The organism is Klebsiella sp. Lac1 (assembly GCF_009825425.1).
Classification (GTDB): domain Bacteria; phylum Pseudomonadota; class Gammaproteobacteria; order Enterobacterales; family Enterobacteriaceae; genus Klebsiella; species Klebsiella electrica.
On record NZ_VJZJ01000001.1, the window covers coordinates 510,470 to 530,069 of the forward strand.

17 protein-coding genes and 5 tRNA genes are annotated in these 19,600 nt (G+C 54.1%); all 22 read left to right on the forward strand.

Annotation, left to right across the window (positions count from 1 at the left end; all coding sequences use genetic code 11):
* The first annotated feature begins 7 nt into the window (after window positions 1-7).
* The 22 genes from sdhB to nadA all read left to right on the forward strand — a co-directional run bounded on the left by sdhB (window position 8) and on the right by nadA (window position 19,568).
* On the forward strand, window positions 8-724 hold the full coding sequence (gene sdhB / locus FNY10_RS02395; RefSeq protein WP_100685653.1) for a succinate dehydrogenase iron-sulfur subunit SdhB: 717 nt from the start codon (window positions 8-10) through the stop codon (window positions 722-724).
* A 383-nt stretch (window positions 725-1,107) separates the two neighbouring features.
* Window positions 1,108-3,915, forward strand: coding sequence for a 2-oxoglutarate dehydrogenase E1 component (gene sucA / locus FNY10_RS02400; protein ID WP_100685652.1), 2,808 nt, complete (start codon window positions 1,108-1,110; stop codon window positions 3,913-3,915).
* Between the two features lie 14 nt (window positions 3,916-3,929).
* Window positions 3,930-5,150 carry a 2-oxoglutarate dehydrogenase complex dihydrolipoyllysine-residue succinyltransferase gene (gene odhB, locus FNY10_RS02405; protein WP_100685651.1) on the forward strand — a complete coding sequence of 407 codons (1,221 nt, stop codon included), beginning with the start codon at window positions 3,930-3,932 and terminating at the stop codon, window positions 5,148-5,150.
* 143 nt (window positions 5,151-5,293) lie between these two features.
* Window positions 5,294-6,460: an ADP-forming succinate--CoA ligase subunit beta gene (sucC, locus tag FNY10_RS02410; protein WP_004859677.1), complete on the forward strand. Its 1,167-nt coding sequence runs from the start codon at window positions 5,294-5,296 to the stop codon at window positions 6,458-6,460.
* The gene (sucD, locus tag FNY10_RS02415) at window positions 6,460-7,329 is read left to right on the forward strand and encodes a succinate--CoA ligase subunit alpha (protein ID WP_004859678.1); all 870 of its coding nucleotides are present in this window, start codon (window positions 6,460-6,462) and stop codon (window positions 7,327-7,329) included. Before sucC ends, sucD begins: the two co-directional genes overlap by 1 nt.
* A gap of 841 nt (window positions 7,330-8,170) precedes the next feature.
* Window positions 8,171-9,739 carry a cytochrome ubiquinol oxidase subunit I gene (cydA, locus tag FNY10_RS02420; RefSeq protein ID WP_131047675.1) on the forward strand — a complete coding sequence of 523 codons (1,569 nt, stop codon included), beginning with the start codon at window positions 8,171-8,173 and terminating at the stop codon, window positions 9,737-9,739.
* A 15-nt stretch (window positions 9,740-9,754) separates the two neighbouring features.
* Entirely contained in the window at window positions 9,755-10,894 is a 1,140-nt protein-coding gene (cydB, locus tag FNY10_RS02425) for a cytochrome d ubiquinol oxidase subunit II (RefSeq protein ID WP_100685649.1), read from the forward strand.
* 15 nt (window positions 10,895-10,909) lie between these two features.
* On the forward strand, window positions 10,910-11,023 hold the full coding sequence (cydX, locus tag FNY10_RS02430) for a cytochrome bd-I oxidase subunit CydX (protein ID WP_004859685.1): 114 nt from the start codon (window positions 10,910-10,912) through the stop codon (window positions 11,021-11,023).
* Window positions 11,023-11,316 carry a cyd operon protein YbgE gene (gene ybgE / locus FNY10_RS02435; protein WP_100685648.1) on the forward strand — a complete coding sequence of 98 codons (294 nt, stop codon included), beginning with the start codon at window positions 11,023-11,025 and terminating at the stop codon, window positions 11,314-11,316. Before cydX ends, ybgE begins: the two co-directional genes overlap by 1 nt.
* Window positions 11,317-11,476: 160 nt before the next feature.
* A complete protein-coding gene (ybgC, locus tag FNY10_RS02440) occupies window positions 11,477-11,881 on the forward strand; it encodes a tol-pal system-associated acyl-CoA thioesterase (protein WP_100685647.1) in 405 nt (134 codons plus the stop codon).
* On the forward strand, window positions 11,878-12,570 hold the full coding sequence (tolQ, locus tag FNY10_RS02445) for a Tol-Pal system protein TolQ (RefSeq protein WP_004859692.1): 693 nt from the start codon (window positions 11,878-11,880) through the stop codon (window positions 12,568-12,570). The genes ybgC and tolQ overlap by 4 nt, the downstream gene beginning before the upstream one ends.
* 3 nt (window positions 12,571-12,573) lie before the next feature.
* Window positions 12,574-13,002 (forward strand): colicin uptake protein TolR, encoded by a 429-nt coding sequence (gene tolR / locus FNY10_RS02450; protein ID WP_100685646.1) that lies wholly within the window; start codon window positions 12,574-12,576, stop codon window positions 13,000-13,002.
* Between the two features lie 103 nt (window positions 13,003-13,105).
* On the forward strand, window positions 13,106-14,485 hold the full coding sequence (tolA, locus tag FNY10_RS02455; RefSeq protein ID WP_141965077.1) for a cell envelope integrity protein TolA: 1,380 nt from the start codon (window positions 13,106-13,108) through the stop codon (window positions 14,483-14,485).
* Window positions 14,486-14,614: 129 nt separating this feature from the next.
* Window positions 14,615-15,907, forward strand: a complete 1,293-nt coding sequence (gene tolB / locus FNY10_RS02460) for a Tol-Pal system beta propeller repeat protein TolB (RefSeq protein WP_131047677.1) — start codon at window positions 14,615-14,617, stop codon at window positions 15,905-15,907.
* A gap of 34 nt (window positions 15,908-15,941) precedes the next feature.
* Window positions 15,942-16,466, forward strand: a complete 525-nt coding sequence (gene pal, locus FNY10_RS02465) for a peptidoglycan-associated lipoprotein Pal (RefSeq protein ID WP_002895068.1) — start codon at window positions 15,942-15,944, stop codon at window positions 16,464-16,466.
* Window positions 16,467-16,475: 9 nt separating this feature from the next.
* Window positions 16,476-17,264: a cell division protein CpoB gene (gene cpoB, locus FNY10_RS02470; protein ID WP_141965076.1), complete on the forward strand. Its 789-nt coding sequence runs from the start codon at window positions 16,476-16,478 to the stop codon at window positions 17,262-17,264.
* A gap of 162 nt (window positions 17,265-17,426) precedes the next feature.
* Window positions 17,427-17,502, forward strand: a tRNA-Lys gene (locus tag FNY10_RS02475).
* Window positions 17,503-17,644: 142 nt separating this feature from the next.
* Window positions 17,645-17,720: transfer RNA gene (locus FNY10_RS02480), tRNA-Val, on the forward strand.
* Between the two features lie 3 nt (window positions 17,721-17,723).
* Window positions 17,724-17,799 (forward strand) — tRNA-Lys (locus FNY10_RS02485).
* Window positions 17,800-17,941: 142 nt separating this feature from the next.
* Window positions 17,942-18,017, forward strand: a tRNA-Lys gene (locus tag FNY10_RS02490).
* Between the two features lie 117 nt (window positions 18,018-18,134).
* Window positions 18,135-18,210, forward strand: a tRNA-Lys gene (locus FNY10_RS02495).
* 314 nt (window positions 18,211-18,524) lie between these two features.
* Window positions 18,525-19,568 carry a quinolinate synthase NadA gene (gene nadA, locus FNY10_RS02500; RefSeq protein ID WP_131047679.1) on the forward strand — a complete coding sequence of 348 codons (1,044 nt, stop codon included), beginning with the start codon at window positions 18,525-18,527 and terminating at the stop codon, window positions 19,566-19,568.
* The last annotated feature ends 32 nt before the right edge of the window (window positions 19,569-19,600 follow it).

Below are 19,600 nucleotides of genomic sequence, written 5' to 3' on the forward strand. Positions count from 1 at the left end.
CAGGAAAATGAAACTCGAGTTTTCAATTTATCGTTATAACCCGGACGTTGACGATGCTCCGCGCATGCAGGATTACACCCTCGAAGCGGAAGAAGGTCGTGACATGATGCTGCTGGATGCCCTGATGCAGCTGAAAGAAAAAGACCCGTCACTCTCATTTCGTCGTTCCTGCCGTGAAGGGGTGTGTGGCTCCGACGGTCTGAACATGAACGGCAAAAACGGTCTGGCGTGCATCACGCCGATCTCCGCGCTGAATCAGGCGGGTAAGAAAATTGTCATCCGTCCGCTGCCTGGTTTGCCGGTTATCCGTGATTTGGTGGTGGACATGGGGCAATTCTATGCACAATATGAGAAGATTAAGCCTTACTTGTTGAATAATGGGCAAAATCCTCCGGCTCGTGAGCACCTGCAGTCTCCGGAGCAGCGTGAGAAGCTTGATGGTCTGTACGAGTGTATTCTTTGCGCATGTTGTTCAACCTCTTGCCCGTCGTTCTGGTGGAACCCGGACAAGTTTATCGGCCCGGCCGGTCTGCTGGCTGCGTATCGTTTCCTGATTGACAGTCGCGATACCGAAACCGACAGCCGTCTCGAAGGGCTAAGCGATGCTTTCAGCGTATTCCGCTGTCACAGCATCATGAACTGCGTCAGTGTCTGTCCGAAAGGGCTTAACCCGACGCGCGCCATCGGCCATATTAAGTCAATGCTGCTGCAGCGCAGTGCGTAAGCAACCCGGTCTGTCCCGGATGGCGTTATCGCTTATCCGGGCTACCCGAAGCAGTAGCCCCGGCAAGCGTTCGCGCCGCCGGGGGATATAGCAGGAAACCTCTAAAAACTGCCACATGAATAGTAATAATCGAGATGTTCAGTGCGAGACAAGGCGCGAGCAGAACGAATCTCCGGGAGCATAGTGAACTATGTGACCGGAGTGAGTGAGGGTCGCAACACAGTCGCAGCCTGAACAAAGAAGATTATTAGGCAGTTTTTAAAGGTTCCTTCGCGGACGCAGAAGCCACAACTCGTCCGTAAAGAGTGAACCCCGGCACGTACAATTGCTGTGCGTGGTAGTTTCTACGGCGAAATAAGCATATAAATGCTTAAGGGATCACGATGCAGAACGGCGCAATGAAAGCCTGGCTGGACTCTTCTTACCTCTCTGGTTCGAACCAGAGCTGGATAGAACAGCTCTATGAAGACTTCTTAACCGATCCTGACTCTGTTGACGCCAACTGGCGTTCTATGTTCCAGCAGTTACCTGGCACCGGAGTCAAACCGGATCAATTTCACTCGAAAACGCGTGATTATTTCCGTCGACTGGCGAAGGATGCCTCACGTTACACTTCTTCGATTTCCGACCCTGATACCAATGTGAAGCAGGTTAAAGTCCTGCAGCTCATCAACGCATATCGCTTCCGTGGTCACCAGCATGCGAATCTCGATCCGCTGGGACTGTGGAAGCAAGAGAGAGTGGCGGATCTCGATCCTGCATACCACGATCTGACCGAGGCCGATTTCCAGGAAAGCTATAACGTAGGTTCATTCGCCATCGGCAAAGATACGATGAAACTGGGCGAGCTGATTGCCGCGCTCAAACAAACCTACTGCGGCGCTATCGGCGCGGAATACATGCACATCACCTCTACCGAAGAAAAACGCTGGATTCAGCAGCGTATTGAGTCGGTAGCAGGCAAAGCCAGCTTTACCGCTGACGAGAAAAAACGTTTCCTGACCGAGCTGACGGCAGCCGAAGGCCTGGAACGTTACCTCGGCGCGAAATTCCCGGGTGCTAAACGCTTCTCGCTGGAAGGCGGCGATGCGCTGATCCCGATGCTCAAAGAGATGATTCGTCACGCAGGTAAAAGCGGCACCCGTGAAGTGGTGCTCGGCATGGCGCACCGCGGTCGTCTGAACGTGCTGGTGAACGTTCTGGGTAAAAAACCGCAGGACCTGTTCGACGAGTTTGCGGGTAAGCATAAAGAACACCTTGGCACCGGCGACGTGAAGTACCATATGGGCTTCTCTTCCGACATGGAAACCGAAGGCGGCCTGGTGCATCTGGCGCTGGCGTTTAACCCATCGCACCTCGAAATCGTCAGCCCGGTGGTTATCGGATCGGTTCGCGCGCGTCTCGATCGCCTCGACGAGCCGAGCAGCAATAAAGTGCTGCCGATTACTATCCACGGCGACGCCGCAGTGACCGGTCAGGGCGTGGTTCAGGAAACCCTGAACATGTCCAAGGCGCGCGGCTACGAAGTGGGCGGTACCGTACGTATCGTTATTAACAACCAGGTGGGCTTTACTACCTCGAACCCGCTGGATGCGCGCTCTACGCCGTACTGCACCGATATCGGGAAAATGGTTCAGGCGCCTATCTTCCACGTTAACGCGGACGATCCGGAAGCCGTTGCTTTCGTCACCCGCCTGGCGCTGGATTTCCGTAATACCTTCAAACGCGATGTCTTTATCGACCTGGTGTGCTACCGCCGTCACGGCCATAACGAAGCCGACGAGCCGAGCGCAACCCAGCCGCTGATGTATCAGAAAATCAAAAAACATCCGACTCCGCGCAAAATCTACGCCGACAAACTTGAGCACGACAAAGTGTCGACCCTGGAAGATGCGACCGAACTGGTTAACCTCTATCGTGATGCGCTGGATGCCGGCGAATGCGTGGTTGAGGAGTGGCGTCCGATGAATCTGCACTCCTTTACCTGGTCGCCGTACCTCAACCACGAGTGGGATGAGAGCTACCCGAGTAAAGTCGAGATGAAACGTCTGCAGGAGCTGGCTAAACGCATCAGCACCGTGCCGGACAGCATTGAGATGCAGTCCCGTGTGGCGAAGATTTATGGCGATCGCCAGGCGATGGCGGCCGGCGAGAAGCTGTTCGACTGGGGCGCGGCAGAAAACCTGGCTTACGCTACGCTGGTTGATGAAGGTATTCCGATCCGTCTGTCCGGTGAAGACTCCGGTCGCGGTACGTTCTTCCACCGCCACTCCGTGATTCATAACCAGGTGAACGGTTCAACCTACACCCCGCTGCAGCATGTGCATAACGGTCAGGAGCATTTCAAAGTCTGGGACTCGGTGCTTTCTGAAGAAGCGGTGCTGGCGTTCGAATACGGCTACGCCACTGCCGAACCGCGCACGCTGACCATCTGGGAAGCGCAGTTTGGCGACTTTGCTAACGGCGCTCAGGTGGTTATCGACCAGTTCATCAGTTCCGGCGAGCAGAAATGGGGCCGGATGTGCGGTCTGGTGATGCTGTTGCCGCACGGCTACGAAGGCCAGGGTCCGGAGCACTCCTCCGCGCGTCTGGAACGCTATCTGCAGCTGTGCGCTGAACAGAATATGCAGGTTTGCGTGCCATCGACTCCGGCTCAGGTGTACCACATGCTGCGTCGTCAGGCGCTGCGCGGTATGCGTCGCCCGCTGGTGGTGATGTCGCCGAAATCTCTGCTGCGTCATCCGCTGGCGGTCTCCAGCCTCGACGAACTGGCGAACGGCACCTTCCTGCCGGCTATCGGTGAAATTGATGACCTCGACCCGAAAGCAGTGAAGCGTGTTGTCCTGTGCTCTGGTAAGGTTTATTACGATCTGCTGGAACAACGCCGTAAGAACGACCAAAAAGATGTCGCTATCGTGCGCGTAGAGCAGCTCTATCCGTTCCCGCATCAGGCGGTACAGGAAGCGCTGAAGCCTTACGCTCACGTGCATGACTTTGTCTGGTGCCAGGAAGAGCCGCTCAACCAGGGCGCGTGGTACTGCAGTCAGCATCACTTCCGCGAAGTGATTCCGTTTGGGGCCTCTCTGCGTTACGCAGGCCGCCCGGCCTCCGCCTCTCCGGCGGTAGGGTATATGTCCGTTCACCAGAAACAGCAACAAGATCTGGTCAATGACGCGCTGAACGTCGATTAATTAAAGGATACATAATGAGTAGCGTAGATATTCTGGTTCCCGATCTGCCTGAGTCCGTAGCTGACGCGACGGTTGCGACCTGGCATAAAAAACCGGGCGATAGCGTCCAGCGTGATGAAGTGCTGGTGGAAATCGAAACTGACAAAGTGGTACTGGAAGTACCGGCTTCAGCGGACGGCATTCTGGACGCAGTGCTGGAAGACGAAGGTGCAACCGTACTTTCTCGCCAGATCCTTGGTCGCCTGCGTGAAGGCAACAGCGCGGGCAAAGAGTCCGCGGCGAAAGCCGACGCCAAAGAGTCCACCCCGGCTCAGCGTCAGCAGGCGTCTCTGGAAGAGCAGAGCAATGATGCGCTCAGCCCGGCGATTCGTCGTCTGCTGGCTGAACACAACCTCGATGCCGCTGCCATTAAAGGCACCGGCGTCGGCGGCCGCCTGACCCGTGAAGATGTTGAGAAACATCTGGCGGCGGCTCCGGCTAAAACCGAAGCCAAAGCGCCTGCCGCTGCGCCAGCACCGGTTGCGCAACTGGGCCACCGTTCTGAAAAACGCGTGCCGATGACCCGCCTGCGCAAACGCGTTGCCGAGCGTCTGCTGGAAGCGAAGAACTCCACCGCCATGCTGACGACCTTTAACGAAGTCAACATGAAGCCGATTATGGATCTGCGTAAGCAGTACGGCGATGCCTTCGAAAAACGTCACGGTATCCGTCTGGGCTTTATGTCCTTCTACGTGAAAGCCGTGGTTGAAGCGCTTAAACGCTATCCGGAAGTGAATGCCTCCATCGATGGCGATGATGTGGTGTATCACAACTACTTCGATGTCAGCATGGCGGTCTCTACCCCGCGCGGCCTGGTGACTCCGGTTCTGCGTGATGTGGACCTGCTGGGCATGGCGGATATCGAAAAGAATATTAAAGAGCTGGCAGTGAAAGGCCGTGACGGCAAGCTGACCGTAGATGACCTGACCGGCGGTAACTTCACCATTACCAACGGCGGCGTATTCGGTTCTCTGATGTCCACGCCAATCATCAACCCACCGCAGAGCGCCATTCTGGGTATGCATGCCATTAAAGACAGACCGATGGCGGTCAATGGCAAGGTAGAAATTCTGCCGATGATGTACCTGGCGCTCTCTTACGACCACCGTCTGATCGATGGACGTGAGTCGGTAGGCTTCCTGGTCGCTATCAAAGAGCTGCTGGAAGACCCGACACGTCTGCTGCTGGACGTGTAGTCAGCAAGAGTATTACCTACCGTAGGCCGGATAAAGCGTTACGCCGCCATCCGGCGTTGATGAGATGCCTGATGGCGGCGCTAGCGCGTTTTTCAGGCCTACAGGTTTAAAGATAATTATTCCCTGAAGGATGGACTGAACACATGAACTTACATGAATATCAGGCAAAACAACTGTTTGCCCGCTATGGTTTACCGGCGCCGGTGGGTTATGCCTGTACTACTCCGCGCGAAGCAGAAGAAGCCGCATCAAAAATCGGCGCGGGTCCGTGGGTAGTGAAATGTCAGGTTCACGCTGGTGGCCGCGGTAAAGCGGGCGGTGTGAAAGTAGTTAACAGTAAAGAAGACATTCGCGCTTTTGCTGAGCACTGGCTGGGTAAACGCCTTGTGACCTACCAGACAGACGCCAACGGCCAGCCGGTTAACCAGATTCTGGTTGAAGCAGCGACAGATATCGCTAAAGAGCTGTATCTGGGTGCGGTTGTTGACCGTAGCTCCCGTCGCGTGGTGTTCATGGCCTCCACCGAAGGCGGCGTGGAAATCGAAAAAGTGGCGGAAGAAACCCCGCACCTGATCCACAAAATTGCTATCGATCCGCTGGCAGGCCCGATGCCTTACCAGGGACGCGAGCTGGCGTTCAAACTGGGTCTGGAAGGTAAACAGGTTCAGCAGTTCACCAAAATCTTTATGGGTCTGGCGACCATTTTCCTGGAACGCGACCTGGCGCTGATCGAAATCAACCCGTTGGTTATCACCAAACAGGGCGACCTGATCTGCCTCGACGGCAAACTGGGCGCTGATGGAAATGCGCTGTTCCGCCAGCCGGATCTGCGTGAAATGCGCGACCAGTCGCAGGAAGACCCGCGTGAAGCGCAGGCTGCGCAGTGGGAACTGAACTACGTTGCGCTGGACGGCAACATCGGTTGTATGGTTAACGGCGCGGGCCTGGCAATGGGCACCATGGACATCGTTAAACTGCACGGCGGCGAACCGGCTAACTTCCTCGACGTTGGCGGCGGCGCAACCAAAGAGCGCGTGACCGAAGCGTTCAAAATCATTCTTTCCGACAGCAATGTTAAAGCCGTACTGGTTAACATCTTCGGCGGTATCGTGCGTTGCGACCTGATTGCTGACGGCATCATCGGCGCGGTAGCCGAAGTGGGCGTGAACGTACCGGTTGTCGTTCGTCTGGAAGGGAACAACGCCGAACTGGGTGCGAAAAAACTGGCTGACAGCGGCCTGAATATTATTGCAGCGAAAAGTCTGACGGACGCAGCACAGCAGGTTGTTGCCGCAGTGGAGGGGAAATAATGTCCATTTTAATTGATAAAAACACCAAGGTTATCTGCCAGGGCTTTACCGGTAGCCAGGGGACTTTCCACTCTGAACAAGCGATTGCTTACGGCACCCAAATGGTCGGCGGCGTTACGCCGGGCAAAGGCGGCACCACTCACCTGGGTCTGCCGGTGTTCAACACCGTGCGTGAAGCTGTCGAAGCGACCGGTGCGACCGCGACCGTTATCTACGTTCCGGCCCCGTTCTGTAAAGACTCCATTCTGGAAGCTATCGACGCAGGCATTAAGCTTATCATTACCATCACCGAAGGTATCCCGACGCTGGATATGCTGACGGTGAAAGTGAAGCTGGATGAAGCCGGTGTGCGCATGATAGGCCCGAACTGCCCAGGCGTTATCACTCCTGGCGCTTGCAAAATCGGCATTATGCCGGGTCACATTCACCAGCCGGGCAAAGTGGGCATCGTTTCCCGTTCCGGTACGCTGACCTATGAAGCCGTTAAGCAGACTACCGACTATGGCTTTGGCCAGTCTACCTGCGTGGGTATCGGCGGCGACCCGATCCCGGGCTCTAACTTTATCGACATCCTGAAGCTGTTCCAGGAAGATCCGCAGACCGAGGCTATCGTGATGATCGGTGAGATCGGCGGTAGCGCAGAAGAAGAAGCGGCTGCCTACATCAAAGATCACGTCACCAAACCGGTTGTCGGTTACATCGCGGGCGTTACCGCGCCGAAAGGCAAGCGTATGGGCCACGCGGGCGCCATTATCGCAGGTGGGAAAGGCACGGCTGATGAGAAATTTGCTGCGCTGGAAGCCGCGGGCGTAAAAACCGTGCGTAGCCTGGCGGATATCGGCGAAGCGCTGAAATCCATCATTAAGTAAACCCTCTCTGCTCCTGCGCAGCAGAACAATGTCCGATTTCGACATGGTTGGCCACCGTCCAGGTGGCCTTTTTTATGCCTGTCTTTCCTGGCGCTTCAGGGCGGCTGGTGACGCAGTTTTACTGCGCCACGGCCGAACCGTTCAGAAAAACCACTTCTATTGTATTGATTTAACACCTGTTTTTTATAAATAAAAATAAGATATTTTTCGGCAGGGGAGGGAATGATACTCAGTGCTATTTCTTGCCAGAAAATGAAAAGATAAAAATGATGATTTAATTGATGCTGTCTATCAGGAAAAATACTGTGAAGCGTCTAACATTAATCGGATCGCTATTTTTTTTCACGCCACACGGCTTAAAGTTAAATCATATTACCTATACTTCTCATATCTCTCTTTTTAGTAACCATTATTGGCATGCATTAAACATATATTTAACATTACTTTCACCATTATTCTTTGTTGGGATACATAATTAACATGAGTGAGAAAAATTGATTTATATCAATGTTTAAAGCTTGGAAAAAACCATAAAAAAACGTTAAATTGTCGCCAATCAAATTGGCTTAAGTCAGGCATTTTCGCTATATATTGATCACCGTCGTAAATGTAAAACTGATTCAATAAAATCCTGTTTATTGTAAGGTTATTGCGGCGTAATATATTGGGGAATCAATTGGGTTTTTCGTTAACGTATTTGTAACCTTTGCGAGGAGCTGTTTCATCTGGTGACGAAACGGTAACGAAGCGGGAAGCAAGTTATTTTGTATTGGGGCATGCGTATGAATCAGATGTGCAGGGTTCATTCTCGGAGTCTTCATGCGATGAGCAAGGAGTCATGATGTTAGATATAGTCGAACTGTCGCGCTTACAGTTTGCCTTGACCGCGATGTACCACTTCCTTTTTGTGCCACTGACGCTCGGTATGGCGTTCCTGCTGGCCATCATGGAAACGGTTTACGTCCTCTCCGGCAAACAGATTTATAAAGATATGACCAAATTCTGGGGCAAGTTGTTTGGTATCAACTTTGCACTGGGTGTAGCAACCGGGTTGACCATGGAGTTCCAGTTCGGGACAAACTGGTCTTATTACTCTCACTACGTGGGCGATATCTTCGGTGCGCCTCTGGCCATTGAAGGTCTGATGGCCTTCTTCCTCGAATCTACCTTTGTAGGTCTGTTCTTCTTCGGTTGGGATCGTCTGGGCAAAGTTCAGCACATGGCGGTAACCTGGCTGGTGGCACTGGGTTCCAACTTGTCTGCACTGTGGATCCTCGTGGCTAACGGCTGGATGCAAAACCCGATCGCCTCGGATTTCAACTTTGAAACCATGCGTATGGAGATGGTCAGTTTCTCTGAACTGGTTCTGAACCCGGTTGCTCAGGTGAAATTTGTGCATACCGTCGCATCCGGCTACGTCTGCGGCGCGATGTTCGTTCTGGGTATCAGTTCCTACTATATGTTGCGCGGCCGCGACTTCGCCTTCGCTAAACGTTCCTTTGCCATTGCTGCCAGCTTCGGTATGGCGGCGATTCTCTCCGTTATTGTGCTCGGCGATGAATCCGGTTACGAAATGGGCGACGTGCAGAAAACTAAACTTGCGGCCATCGAAGCCGAATGGGAAACCCAGCCGGCTCCGGCTGCCTTTACCCTGTTTGGTATTCCGGACCAGGACGCACAGACAAACCATTTCGCGATTCAGATCCCTTATGCGCTGGGTATCATTGCGACCCGTTCCGTAGACAAGCCGGTTATCGGTCTGAAAGATCTGTTAAGCCAGCACGAAGCGCGCATCCGCAACGGGATGAAAGCTTACGCGCTGCTGGAACAGCTGCGTTCCGGTTCAACCGACCAGGCCGTTCGTGATGAATTCAATCACGTGAAGAAAGATCTGGGCTACGGTCTGCTGCTGAAACGCTATACCACGAATGTGGCTGAAGCGACGGAAGAACAAATTGCGATGGCGACGAAAGATTCTATTCCTCGCGTTGCGCCGCTGTACTTCGCGTTCCGTATCATGGTGGCCTGCGGCATCCTGATGCTCGGTATCATCGCGGCGTCGTTCTGGACCGTTATCCGTAACCAGATTGGCGAGAAGAAATGGCTGCTGCGCATTGCGATGTTCGCAATTCCTGTGCCGTGGATCGCTATCGAGTCCGGTTGGTTCGTGGCGGAATATGGCCGCCAGCCGTGGGCGATAGGTGAGGTACTGCCTACCGCGGTAGCGAACTCGTCCCTGACTGCGGGCGATCTGCTCTTCTCGATGCTGCTGATTTGCGGTCTGTACACCCTGTTCCTGGTCGCGGAGCTGTATCTGATGTTCAAATTCGCACGCCGTGGACCAAGCAGCCTGAAAACCGGTCGCTACCACTACGAGCAGTCTTCCACGACTACTCAGCCGGCACGCTAAGACAGGAGTCGTCAAATGATCGATTATGAAGTATTGCGTTTTATCTGGTGGCTGCTGATCGGTGTCCTGCTGATTGGTTTTGCCGTCACCGATGGCTTCGACATGGGGGTGGGAATGCTCACCCGTTTCCTCGGTCGTAATGACACCGAGCGTCGAATCATGATTAACTCCATCGCTCCGCACTGGGACGGAAACCAGGTGTGGCTGATCACCGCCGGCGGCGCGCTGTTTGCCGCCTGGCCGACGGTGTATGCCGCTGCGTTCTCCGGCTTCTATGTGGCGATGGTTCTGGTGCTGGCCTCTTTGTTCTTCCGTCCGGTGGGTTTTGACTACCGCTCGAAGATTGAAGACACCCGCTGGCGCAACATGTGGGACTGGGGCATCTTCATCGGTAGCTTCGTTCCTCCGCTGGTGATTGGCGTGGCGTTCGGTAACCTGCTGCAGGGCGTACCGTTCCATATGGATGAATATATGCGCCTGTTCTACACCGGTAACTTCTTCCAGCTGCTGAACCCGTTTGGTCTGCTGGCCGGTATTGTTAGCGTGGCGATGATTCTGACGCAGGGGGCGACCTACCTGCAGATGCGTACCGTGGGTGAGCTGCACCTGCGTGCCCGCACTACCTCTCAGGTAGCGGCGCTGGTAACGCTGGTTTGCTTCCTGCTGGCCGGTGTCTGGGTGGTATACGGGATTGACGGTTATGTGGTCACCTCGGCTATCGACCACACTGCGCCGTCTAACCCGCTGACCAAAGAGGTGACTCGTCAGGCTGGAGCATGGTTGGCGAACTTCAATAATATGCCTTCGCTGTGGGCTATCCCGGTACTGGGCGTCGTCTTGCCGCTGCTGACTATCCTGACCTCGCGGATGGAGAAGGGCGCTCTGGCGTTTATCTTCTCTTCTCTGACGCTGGCCTGCATCATCCTGACCGCCGGGATTGCGATGTTCCCGTTCATCATGCCGTCCAGCACGATGATGAACGTGAGCCTGACCATGTGGGATTCAACCTCCAGCCAGAGAACGCTGAACGTAATGACTTATGTGGCGATTATCTTCGTGCCGATTATTCTGGGCTACACCACCTGGTGTTACTGGAAGATGTTCGGTCGCATTACCCGCGAAGACATCGAAAAGAACACCCACTCGTTGTATTAAGGTAAGGAGCTAGATATGTGGTATTTCGCATGGATTTTGGGAACGCTTCTTGCCTGTGCTTTTGGGGTTATCACCGCGTTAGCGCTTGAGCACGTGGAAAGCACCAAAGCAGGTAAAGAAGAACACTGATGAGTAAAATTATCGCAATGCTGTATGCGATAATGGATAAGCGCCCGTTAAGGGCGCTTTCCTTATTGATGGCGCTGCTGCTGGCCGGCTGCATTTTCTGGGATCCGTCGCGCTTTGCGGCAAAGACCAGTGAGCTGGAGATTTGGCACGGCTTCCTGCTGATGTGGGCCGTGTGCGCCGGCGTTATCCACGGCGTGGGTTTCCGCCCGCATGCCATTCACTGGCAAGGGATTTTTTGTCCACTTATCGCTGATATTGTACTCATCACGGGGCTGTTTTTTTTCTTCTTTTGAAAGAGAAGAGAATAAGAGAACTCTGTTAACCTCATGGGCTTGCATAAGCCCATAAAAATTTACTCGCTGTTTACTTTCCCCCATTCCAAACCACCTTTCCCGCGCGTATAGTAGCGAAGTTTGAAAGCACTAATCTTTTTTTGCATTACCGGGATGTAAAGTGAATACAACGCTGTTTCGATGGCCGGTTCGTGTCTACTATGAAGATACCGATGCCGGTGGTGTGGTTTACCACGCCAGTTACGTTGCTTTTTATGAAAGAGCACGCACAGAGATGCTGCGCCACCATCACTTCAGTCAGCAGGTTTTGCTGGCTGAGCGAGTTGCCTTCGTGGTTCGCAAAATGACGCTGGAATATTTTGCGCCCGCCAGACTCGACGACATGCTCGAAATCCAGACGGAAATCACCTCGATGAGAGGTACCTCGTTGGTTTTCACGCAGCGAATCGTCAACGCAGAGAATGCAGTTTTGAACGAAGCTGAGGTTCTCATCGTGTGCGTTGATCCACTCTTAATGAAGCCTCGTGCGCTTCCCAAGTCTATTGTCGCGGAGTTTAAGCAGTGACTGACATGAATATCCTTGATTTGTTCCTGAAGGCAAGCCTTCTGGTTAAACTTATCATGTTGATTTTGATTGGTTTTTCTATCGCTTCCTGGGCCATTATTATTCAGAGAACGCGCATCCTCAACACGGCAAGCCGCGAGGCGGAAGCCTTTGAAGACAAGTTCTGGTCGGGCATTGAGCTTTCTCGCCTGTATCAGGAGAGCCAGGGGCGTCGCGATAACCTGGTGGGTTCGGAACAAATTTTCTACAGCGGTTTCAAAGAGTTTGCTCGTTTGCATCGCGCCAACAGCCATGCGCCAGAGGCGGTGGTTGAAGGGGCATCACGCGCCATGCGCATCTCGATGAACCGTGAGATCGAGACGCTGGAAACGCACATCCCGTTCCTCGGAACCGTGGGTTCCATCAGTCCGTATATCGGCCTGTTTGGTACCGTCTGGGGGATCATGCACGCCTTTATCGCACTCGGTGCGGTGAAACAGGCTACTCTGCAGATGGTTGCTCCGGGTATCGCCGAAGCGCTGATCGCCACGGCAATCGGTCTGTTCGCGGCGATTCCGGCGGTGATGGCCTACAACCGTTTGAACCAGCGTGTGAACAAACTTGAACTGAACTATGACAACTTTATGGAAGAGTTCACCGCGATTCTGCACCGTCAGGCGTTTACCAGCAGCGAAAGCAATAAGGGGTAAGCCATGGCCAGAGCACGTGGACGCGGACGTCGCGAACTGAAGTCCGAGATCAACATCGTTCCGCTGCTGGATGTCTTGTTGGTGCTGTTGCTGATCTTTATGGCGACCGCGCCGATCATTACGCAGAGCGTAGAGGTCGACCTGCCGGATGCGACGGAAACACAGGCGGTCAAAAGTAATGATGATCCGCCGGTGATTGTTGAAGTTTCCGGCGTCGGACAGTACAGCGTGAAAGTGGGTCCGGAAACGCTGTCGCAGCTACCGCCAGAGCAGGTTATTGCTGAAGCGAAGCGCCGACTCGACGCCAACGAGAAGACGGTGTTCCTGATCGGCGGTGCGAAAGACGTACCTTACGATGAAATTATTAAAGCGCTTAACCTGTTGCATAGCGCAGGGGTTAAATCGGTTGGCTTAATGACCAAGCCTATTTAATCGCTTCGGATATGTGCGCCCGCCGGGCCGCTGGCTGCGAGAATCACAGACTCGCGGCCGGTGAGAGTAGCGGGGACAGGCGAACAGTTTTTGGGAACCGATAGTGTCAAAGGCAACCGAACAAAACGACAAGCTTAAACGAGCGATCATAATTTCAGTCGCGCTGCACATCATTCTGATCGCGCTGCTGATCTGGAGTTCGTTCGACGAGCATCTGGATGCCTCAGCCGGCGGCGGCGGAGGTTCTTCCATTGATGCGGTAATGGTCGATCCGGGGGCGGTGGTGAGTAACTACAACCGCCAACAGCAGCAGCAGGCCAGCGCGCGTCGGGCTGCGGAGCAGCGCGAGAAGCAGGCTCAGCAGCAGGCTGAAGAATTGCGTGAAAAGCAGGCCGCCGAGCAGGAACGACTGAAACAGATGGAGCAGGAGCGTTTGCAGGCGCAGGAAGCGGCTAAGCAAGCGAAGGAAGAGCAGAAGCAGGCTGAAGAGGCGGCAGCGAAAGCGGCGGCAGCGGCGAAAGCTAAAGCGGATGCTCAGGCGAAAGAAGCACAGGAAGCGGCAGCAAAAGCCGCAGCTGACGCGAAAGCGAAGGCCGATGCGCAGGCGAAAGCAGCCGAAGCCGCAGCCGCTAAAGCCGCAGCCGATGCGAAGAAACAGGCGGAAGCCGAAGCAGCGAAAGCCGCGGCGGATGCTCAGAAGAAAGCGGAAGCTGAAGCGGCGAAAGCCGCAGCGGATGCCCAGAAGAAAGCCGAAGCCGATGCTGCGAAAAAAGCGCAGCAGCAGGCTGAGAAGAAAGCCCAGCAGGAAGCGGCTAAGCAGGCAGCGGCCGAGAAAGCCGCCGCCGAAAAAGCCGCTGAGAAAGCAGCCGAAAAAGCAGCTGAAAAAGCCGCGGCGCAAAAAGCCGCCTCTGAAAAAGCGGCAGCAGAAAAGGCCGCCGCAGCAGAGAAAGCCGCCGCGGAAAAAGCGGAAAAAGCCGCCGCAGCCAAGGCCGCAGCAGCGGAAAAAGCTGCTGCTGATAAAGCGGCTAAAGCGGCAGCAGCCAAGGCTGCTGCAGCGAAAAAAGCCGCGGCAGCGAAGGATGCTGAGGGCGTAGACGACCTGCTCGGCGATCTGAGTTCAGGTAAGAATGCGCCGAAAGGTAACACCAGCGGTAGCAATGGAGGCTCTTCTCCTGCTAAAGGAAGTAAACCGGGGCAGGGAGGCGCGTCTAAGGCTGAGATTGCCAGTTATATTTCGCAGGTTCAGGCGGCGATTAAAGGGCATCTCTATGACTGGGACACGTACAAAGGTAAAACATGTACGTTACGCGTGAACCTGGCTCAGGACGGGACGTTATTGAGCGTGAAGTCGGAGGGAGGCGATCCTGCTTTCTGTCAGCAGATGCTGGCGGCAACCAGCCGGATGAGCAAGTTCCCGAAACCGCCTTCTCAGGCTGTGTATGAGACGTTCAAAAATGCGCCACTGGACTTCAAACCGCAATGATATTTTTCCCCGTGCAAACGGGGGAAAACAAACTATGGTAGTCACTGGGTTTCGGTAGTTTTGTGTATTTGAGTTTGTTAACATTCTGCTAAATTATCGTGGGCTTTCCGCCCGGATAAGGGAGATATGATGAAGCAGGCATTACGAGTAGCATTTGGTTTTTTAATGCTGTGGGCGGCGGTGCTGCACGCAGAAGTACGTATCGAGATCACCCAGGGGGTGGACTCGGCGCGCCCGATCGGCGTTGTGCCGTTCCAGTGGGCAGGGCCGGGTGCCGCGCCTGAAGATATTGGCGGTGTCGTGGCGGCTGACTTGCGTAACAGCGGTAAGTTCAACCCACTGGATCGCTCGCGTCTGCCTCAGCAACCGGGAACGGCGCAAGAAGTTCAGCCGGCGGCATGGTCTGCGCTGGGTATTGATGCGGTGGTTGTCGGTCAGGTGACCGGGAACCCGGACGGGTCGTACAACGTGGCTTACCAGCTGGTGGATACCGGCGGTGCTCCGGGGACGATTCTGGCGCAGAACTCTTATAAGGTCACTAAACAGTACCTGCGCTATGCGGCTCACACCGCCAGCGACGCGGTGTTTGAGAAACTGACCGGGATAAAAGGCGCTTTCCGTACCCGTATCGCCTACGTTGTCCAGACTAACGGCGGTCAGTTCCCGTATGAGCTGCGCGTCTCCGACTACGATGGCTATAACCAGTTTGTCGTCCACCGTTCACCGCAGCCGCTGATGTCTCCGGCCTGGTCTCCGGATGGTTCTAAACTGGCTTACGTGACCTTCGAAAGCGGTCGTTCAGCGCTGGTGGTGCAGACCCTGGCTAACGGCGCGGTGCGTCAGATTGCCTCGTTCCCGCAGCATAACGGCGCTCCTGCCTTCTCGCCGGACGGCAGCAAACTGGCCTTCGCATTGTCGAAAACCGGTAGCCTGAACCTGTATGTGATGGATCTGGGCTCGGGTCAGATTCGTCAGGTGACCAACGGTCGCAGCAACAATACCGAACCAAGCTGGTTCCCGGACAGTCAGAACCTGGCCTTTACGTCTGACCAGGCCGGTCGTCCGCAGGTGTATAAAGTCAGCATCGGCGGCGGCACTCCGCAGCGTATCTCCTGGGAAGGTTCGCAGAACCAGGATGCGGATGTCAGCAGCGACGGTAAATTTATGGTAATGGTCAGCTCGGCCGGTGGTCAGCAGCACATTGCCAAACAAGATCTGGTAGCGGGTGGCGTACAAGTTCTGTCGTCAACGTTCCTGGATGAAACGCCAAGTCTGGCACCTAACGGCACTATGGTAATCTACAGCTCTTCTCAGGGGATGGGATCTGTGCTGAATCTGGTTTCTACAGATGGGCGTTTCAAAGCGCGTATTCCGGCGACTGACGGACAGGTAAAATTCCCTGCCTGGTCTCCGTATCTGTGATAATAAATAATTGATTACTAAAGGAATCAAAGAAATGCAACTGAACAAAGTGCTGAAAGGGCTGATGATCGCTCTGCCGGTTATGGCAATCGCGGCATGTTCTTCTAACAAGAACGCCAGCAACGACCAGAGCGGTGAAGGCATGCTGGGTGCCGGCACTGGTATGGATGCTAACGGTAACGGCGGCAATATGTCTTCTGAAGAGCAGGCTCGTCTGCAGATGCAGCAGCTGCAGCAGAACAACATCGTTTACTTCGATCTGGATAAGTACGATATCCGTTCTGACTTCGCAGCAATGCTGGATGCGCACGCTAACTTCCTGCGTAGCAACCCGTCCTACAAAGTGACCGTAGAAGGTCATGCGGATGAGCGCGGTACTCCGGAATACAACATCGCTCTGGGTGAGCGTCGTGCTAACGCCGTTAAGATGTATCTGCAGGGCAAAGGTGTTTCTGCTGACCAGATCTCCATCGTTTCTTACGGTAAAGAAAAACCTGCAGTACTGGGTCACGACGAAGCGGCTTACGCTAAAAACCGTCGCGCCGTACTGGTTTACTAAGAGAATTGCATGAGCAGTAACTTCAGACATCATCTGTTGAGTCTGTCGTTACTGGTTGGCATAGCGGCCCCCTGGGCCGCTTTTGCTCAGGCGCCAATCAGTAGTGTCGGCTCAGGCTCGGTCGAAGACCGCGTCACTCAACTCGAGCGTATTTCTAACGCTCACAGCCAGCTTTTAACCCAACTTCAGCAACAGCTCTCCGATAATCAGAATGATATTGATTCCCTGCGCGGCCAGATTCAGGAAAATCAGTATCAGCTCAATCAGGTTGTCGAACGGCAGAAGCAAATTCTGTTACAGATCGACGGTCTGAGCAGCGGTGGGGCGGCGGCAGGTGCACAGCCATCGCCTTCGGCAGGCGATCAGGGTGCGGCGGCTACCGCGGCGCCAGCTGCCTCTTCTGGTGCTCCCGCCTCGAGCGGGGATGCCAATACTGACTACAATGCGGCTATTGCGCTGGTGAAGGATCCGTCCCGCCAGGATGACGCGCAGGCAGCATTTCAGAATTTCGTCAAAAAGTACCCGGATTCAACCTATCAGCCGAATGCCAACTACTGGCTCGGTCAGTTGAATTACAACAAGGGGAAAAAAGATGATGCCGCTTATTATTTCGCTTCCGTGGTTAAGAATTACCCTAAATCCCCGAAAGCGCCTGATGCCATGTTTAAGGTCGGCGTGATTATGCAGGATAAAGGCGATACCGCGAAGGCGAAGGCTGTTTACCAACAGGTCGTCAGTAAATTTCCTGGCACCGATGGCGCGAAACAGGCTCAGAAACGTCTTAATGCCCTTGGGTGATTATGGCATGACCAGAAATCGCATTATTTCTGGTCTTGTCGCGTGAATCCTAAGCAGTCAGATGTTTTTTATCGAAATACTTGTTGCGCTGAATTCTTAAATCAGTAATATATGCCGCCGTTGCCACGGGATATCAAACAAGCCTGAAGCGATGAAAAAAGTGGGTCGTTAGCTCAGTTGGTAGAGCAGTTGACTTTTAATCAATTGGTCGCAGGTTCGAATCCTGCACGACCCACCACTCACTACCACGGTGGAACGGTAGTAAAACGTGAAGGATAACGTTGCATTAGCAACGGCCCACAGGGCGAGGCGAAGCCGAGTCATCCTGAACGACCCACCACTTACTTTGATTAGTAAGATGTTGTATCCAGCGCAGTATCGGGTGATTAGCTCAGCTGGGAGAGCACCTCCCTTACAAGGAGGGGGTCGGCGGTTCGATCCCGTCATCACCCACCACTCGGGTCGTTAGCTCAGTTGGTAGAGCAGTTGACTTTTAATCAATTGGTCGCAGGTTCGAATCCTGCACGACCCACCAATTTAACATCGAACTCAGATGTTGAACGTGAAGGATAACGTTGCGTAGCAACGGCCCGAAGGGCAAGCGAAAGCGAGTCATCCTGCACGACCTACCAATTTAACATTGGTGACGAGTGAAAAAATTCAGGTAGTACCCGAGCGGGTCGTTAGCTCAGTTGGTAGAGCAGTTGACTTTTAATCAATTGGTCGCAGGTTCGAATCCTGCACGACCCACCACTTTAGCATTGAACCTTGATGTTAAACGTGAAGGATAACGTTGCGTGGCAACGGTCCTGGAGCGAGCGAAAGCGAGTCATCCTGCGCACCTGAATAGTAAAAGTGAAGTCCCGCGAGGGGTCGTTAGCTCAGTTGGTAGAGCAGTTGACTTTTAATCAATTGGTCGCAGGTTCGAATCCTGCACGACCCACCACTTTAACATTAAAGCTGATGTTAAACGTGAAGGATAACGTTGCGTAGCAACGGCCCGAAGGGCGAGCAGAGCGAGTCATCCTGCACGACCCACCAATGTAAAAAGGCGCCCTAAAGGCGCCTTTTTGCTCTCTGTTGTTTTCTCCCCAGAAATGCTAATTCTCCTTTTTTGTCATCAGACGGCAATAAATTCCCCACGACATTTTCTGTACAATCCGCTATCTTGTTTAGCATATAAAACATCATGACCGCCGCTATGCCATCTGAAGGCATGTTAACGGCATTTGAGTTAAGCCAGTAAAACGAGACTGCAAGATGAGCGTAATGTTTGACCCCGAAACGGCGATTTACCCTTTCCCGCCTAAACCGTTGCCATTAAGTCGCGATGAAAAGCACTTTTACCGTGAAAAGATTAAACGTCTGCTGCGCGAGCGCGATGCGGTGATGGTGGCTCATTACTATACCGACCCGGAAATTCAGCAACTGGCCGAAGAGACCGGCGGCTGTATCGCTGACTCTCTCGAAATGGCTCGTTTCGGCGCCCGTCATTCAGCGTCGACGTTGCTGGTGGCCGGCGTACGCTTCATGGGGGAAACGGCAAAAATTCTCAGCCCGGAGAAGACCATCCTGATGCCTACGCTGCATGCCGAGTGTTCTCTGGATCTGGGCTGCCCGATTGAGGAGTTTAACGCATTCTGCGATGCCCACCCGGATCGTACCGTCGTCGTTTATGCTAATACCTCAGCGGCGGTCAAAGCGCGCGCCGATTGGGTGGTGACCTCCAGTATTGCCGTTGAGCTTATTGAGCACCTCGACAGCCTCGGGGAAAAAATTCTTTGGGCGCCTGACCGTCACTTAGGCCGGTACGTACAGCGCCAGACCGGCGCAGATGTTTTGTGCTGGCAGGGGGCCTGTATTGTCCATGATGAATTTAAAACCCAGGCGTTAACGCGGATGAAAGCCCTCTATCCTGATGCCGCCATTCTGGTACATCCTGAATCGCCGCAGTCTATTGTGGATATGGCGGATGCGGTAGGGTCGACCAGCCAGCTGATTGCCGCTGCCAAAACGCTTGCGGCGCGCCAGCTCATTGTCGCCACCGATCGCGGGATCTTCTATAAAATGCAGCAGGCGGTACCGGAAAAAGAGCTGCTGGAAGCGCCGACCGCGGGAGAGGGCGCAACCTGTCGTAGCTGCGCCCACTGCCCGTGGATGGCGATGAATGGCCTGAAGGCGATTGCCGAAGGGCTGGAAAACGGGGGACGCGAACACGAAATTAAGGTCGATGCGCAGCTTCGTACCGGCGCATTAGTCCCGCTGAACAGAATGCTGGATTTTGCGGCTACACTTCGGGGATAGTGATTAATTACGCAATCAATACTGGACGGGGA

Coding starts and splice junctions, on each gene's coding strand:
- sdhB (WP_100685653.1), top strand. CDS start 8: ATGAAACTCGAGTTTTCAATTTATCGTTATAACCCGGACGTTGACGAT.
- sucA (WP_100685652.1), top strand. CDS start 1,108: ATGCAGAACGGCGCAATGAAAGCCTGGCTGGACTCTTCTTACCTCTCT.
- odhB (WP_100685651.1), top strand. CDS start 3,930: ATGAGTAGCGTAGATATTCTGGTTCCCGATCTGCCTGAGTCCGTAGCT.
- sucC (WP_004859677.1), top strand. CDS start 5,294: ATGAACTTACATGAATATCAGGCAAAACAACTGTTTGCCCGCTATGGT.
- sucD (WP_004859678.1), top strand. CDS start 6,460: ATGTCCATTTTAATTGATAAAAACACCAAGGTTATCTGCCAGGGCTTT.
- cydA (WP_131047675.1), top strand. CDS start 8,171: ATGTTAGATATAGTCGAACTGTCGCGCTTACAGTTTGCCTTGACCGCG.
- cydB (WP_100685649.1), top strand. CDS start 9,755: ATGATCGATTATGAAGTATTGCGTTTTATCTGGTGGCTGCTGATCGGT.
- cydX (WP_004859685.1), top strand. CDS start 10,910: ATGTGGTATTTCGCATGGATTTTGGGAACGCTTCTTGCCTGTGCTTTT.
- ybgE (WP_100685648.1), top strand. CDS start 11,023: ATGAGTAAAATTATCGCAATGCTGTATGCGATAATGGATAAGCGCCCG.
- tolR (WP_100685646.1), top strand. CDS start 12,574: ATGGCCAGAGCACGTGGACGCGGACGTCGCGAACTGAAGTCCGAGATC.
- tolB (WP_131047677.1), top strand. CDS start 14,615: ATGAAGCAGGCATTACGAGTAGCATTTGGTTTTTTAATGCTGTGGGCG.
- pal (WP_002895068.1), top strand. CDS start 15,942: ATGCAACTGAACAAAGTGCTGAAAGGGCTGATGATCGCTCTGCCGGTT.
- cpoB (WP_141965076.1), top strand. CDS start 16,476: ATGAGCAGTAACTTCAGACATCATCTGTTGAGTCTGTCGTTACTGGTT.
- nadA (WP_131047679.1), top strand. CDS start 18,525: ATGAGCGTAATGTTTGACCCCGAAACGGCGATTTACCCTTTCCCGCCT.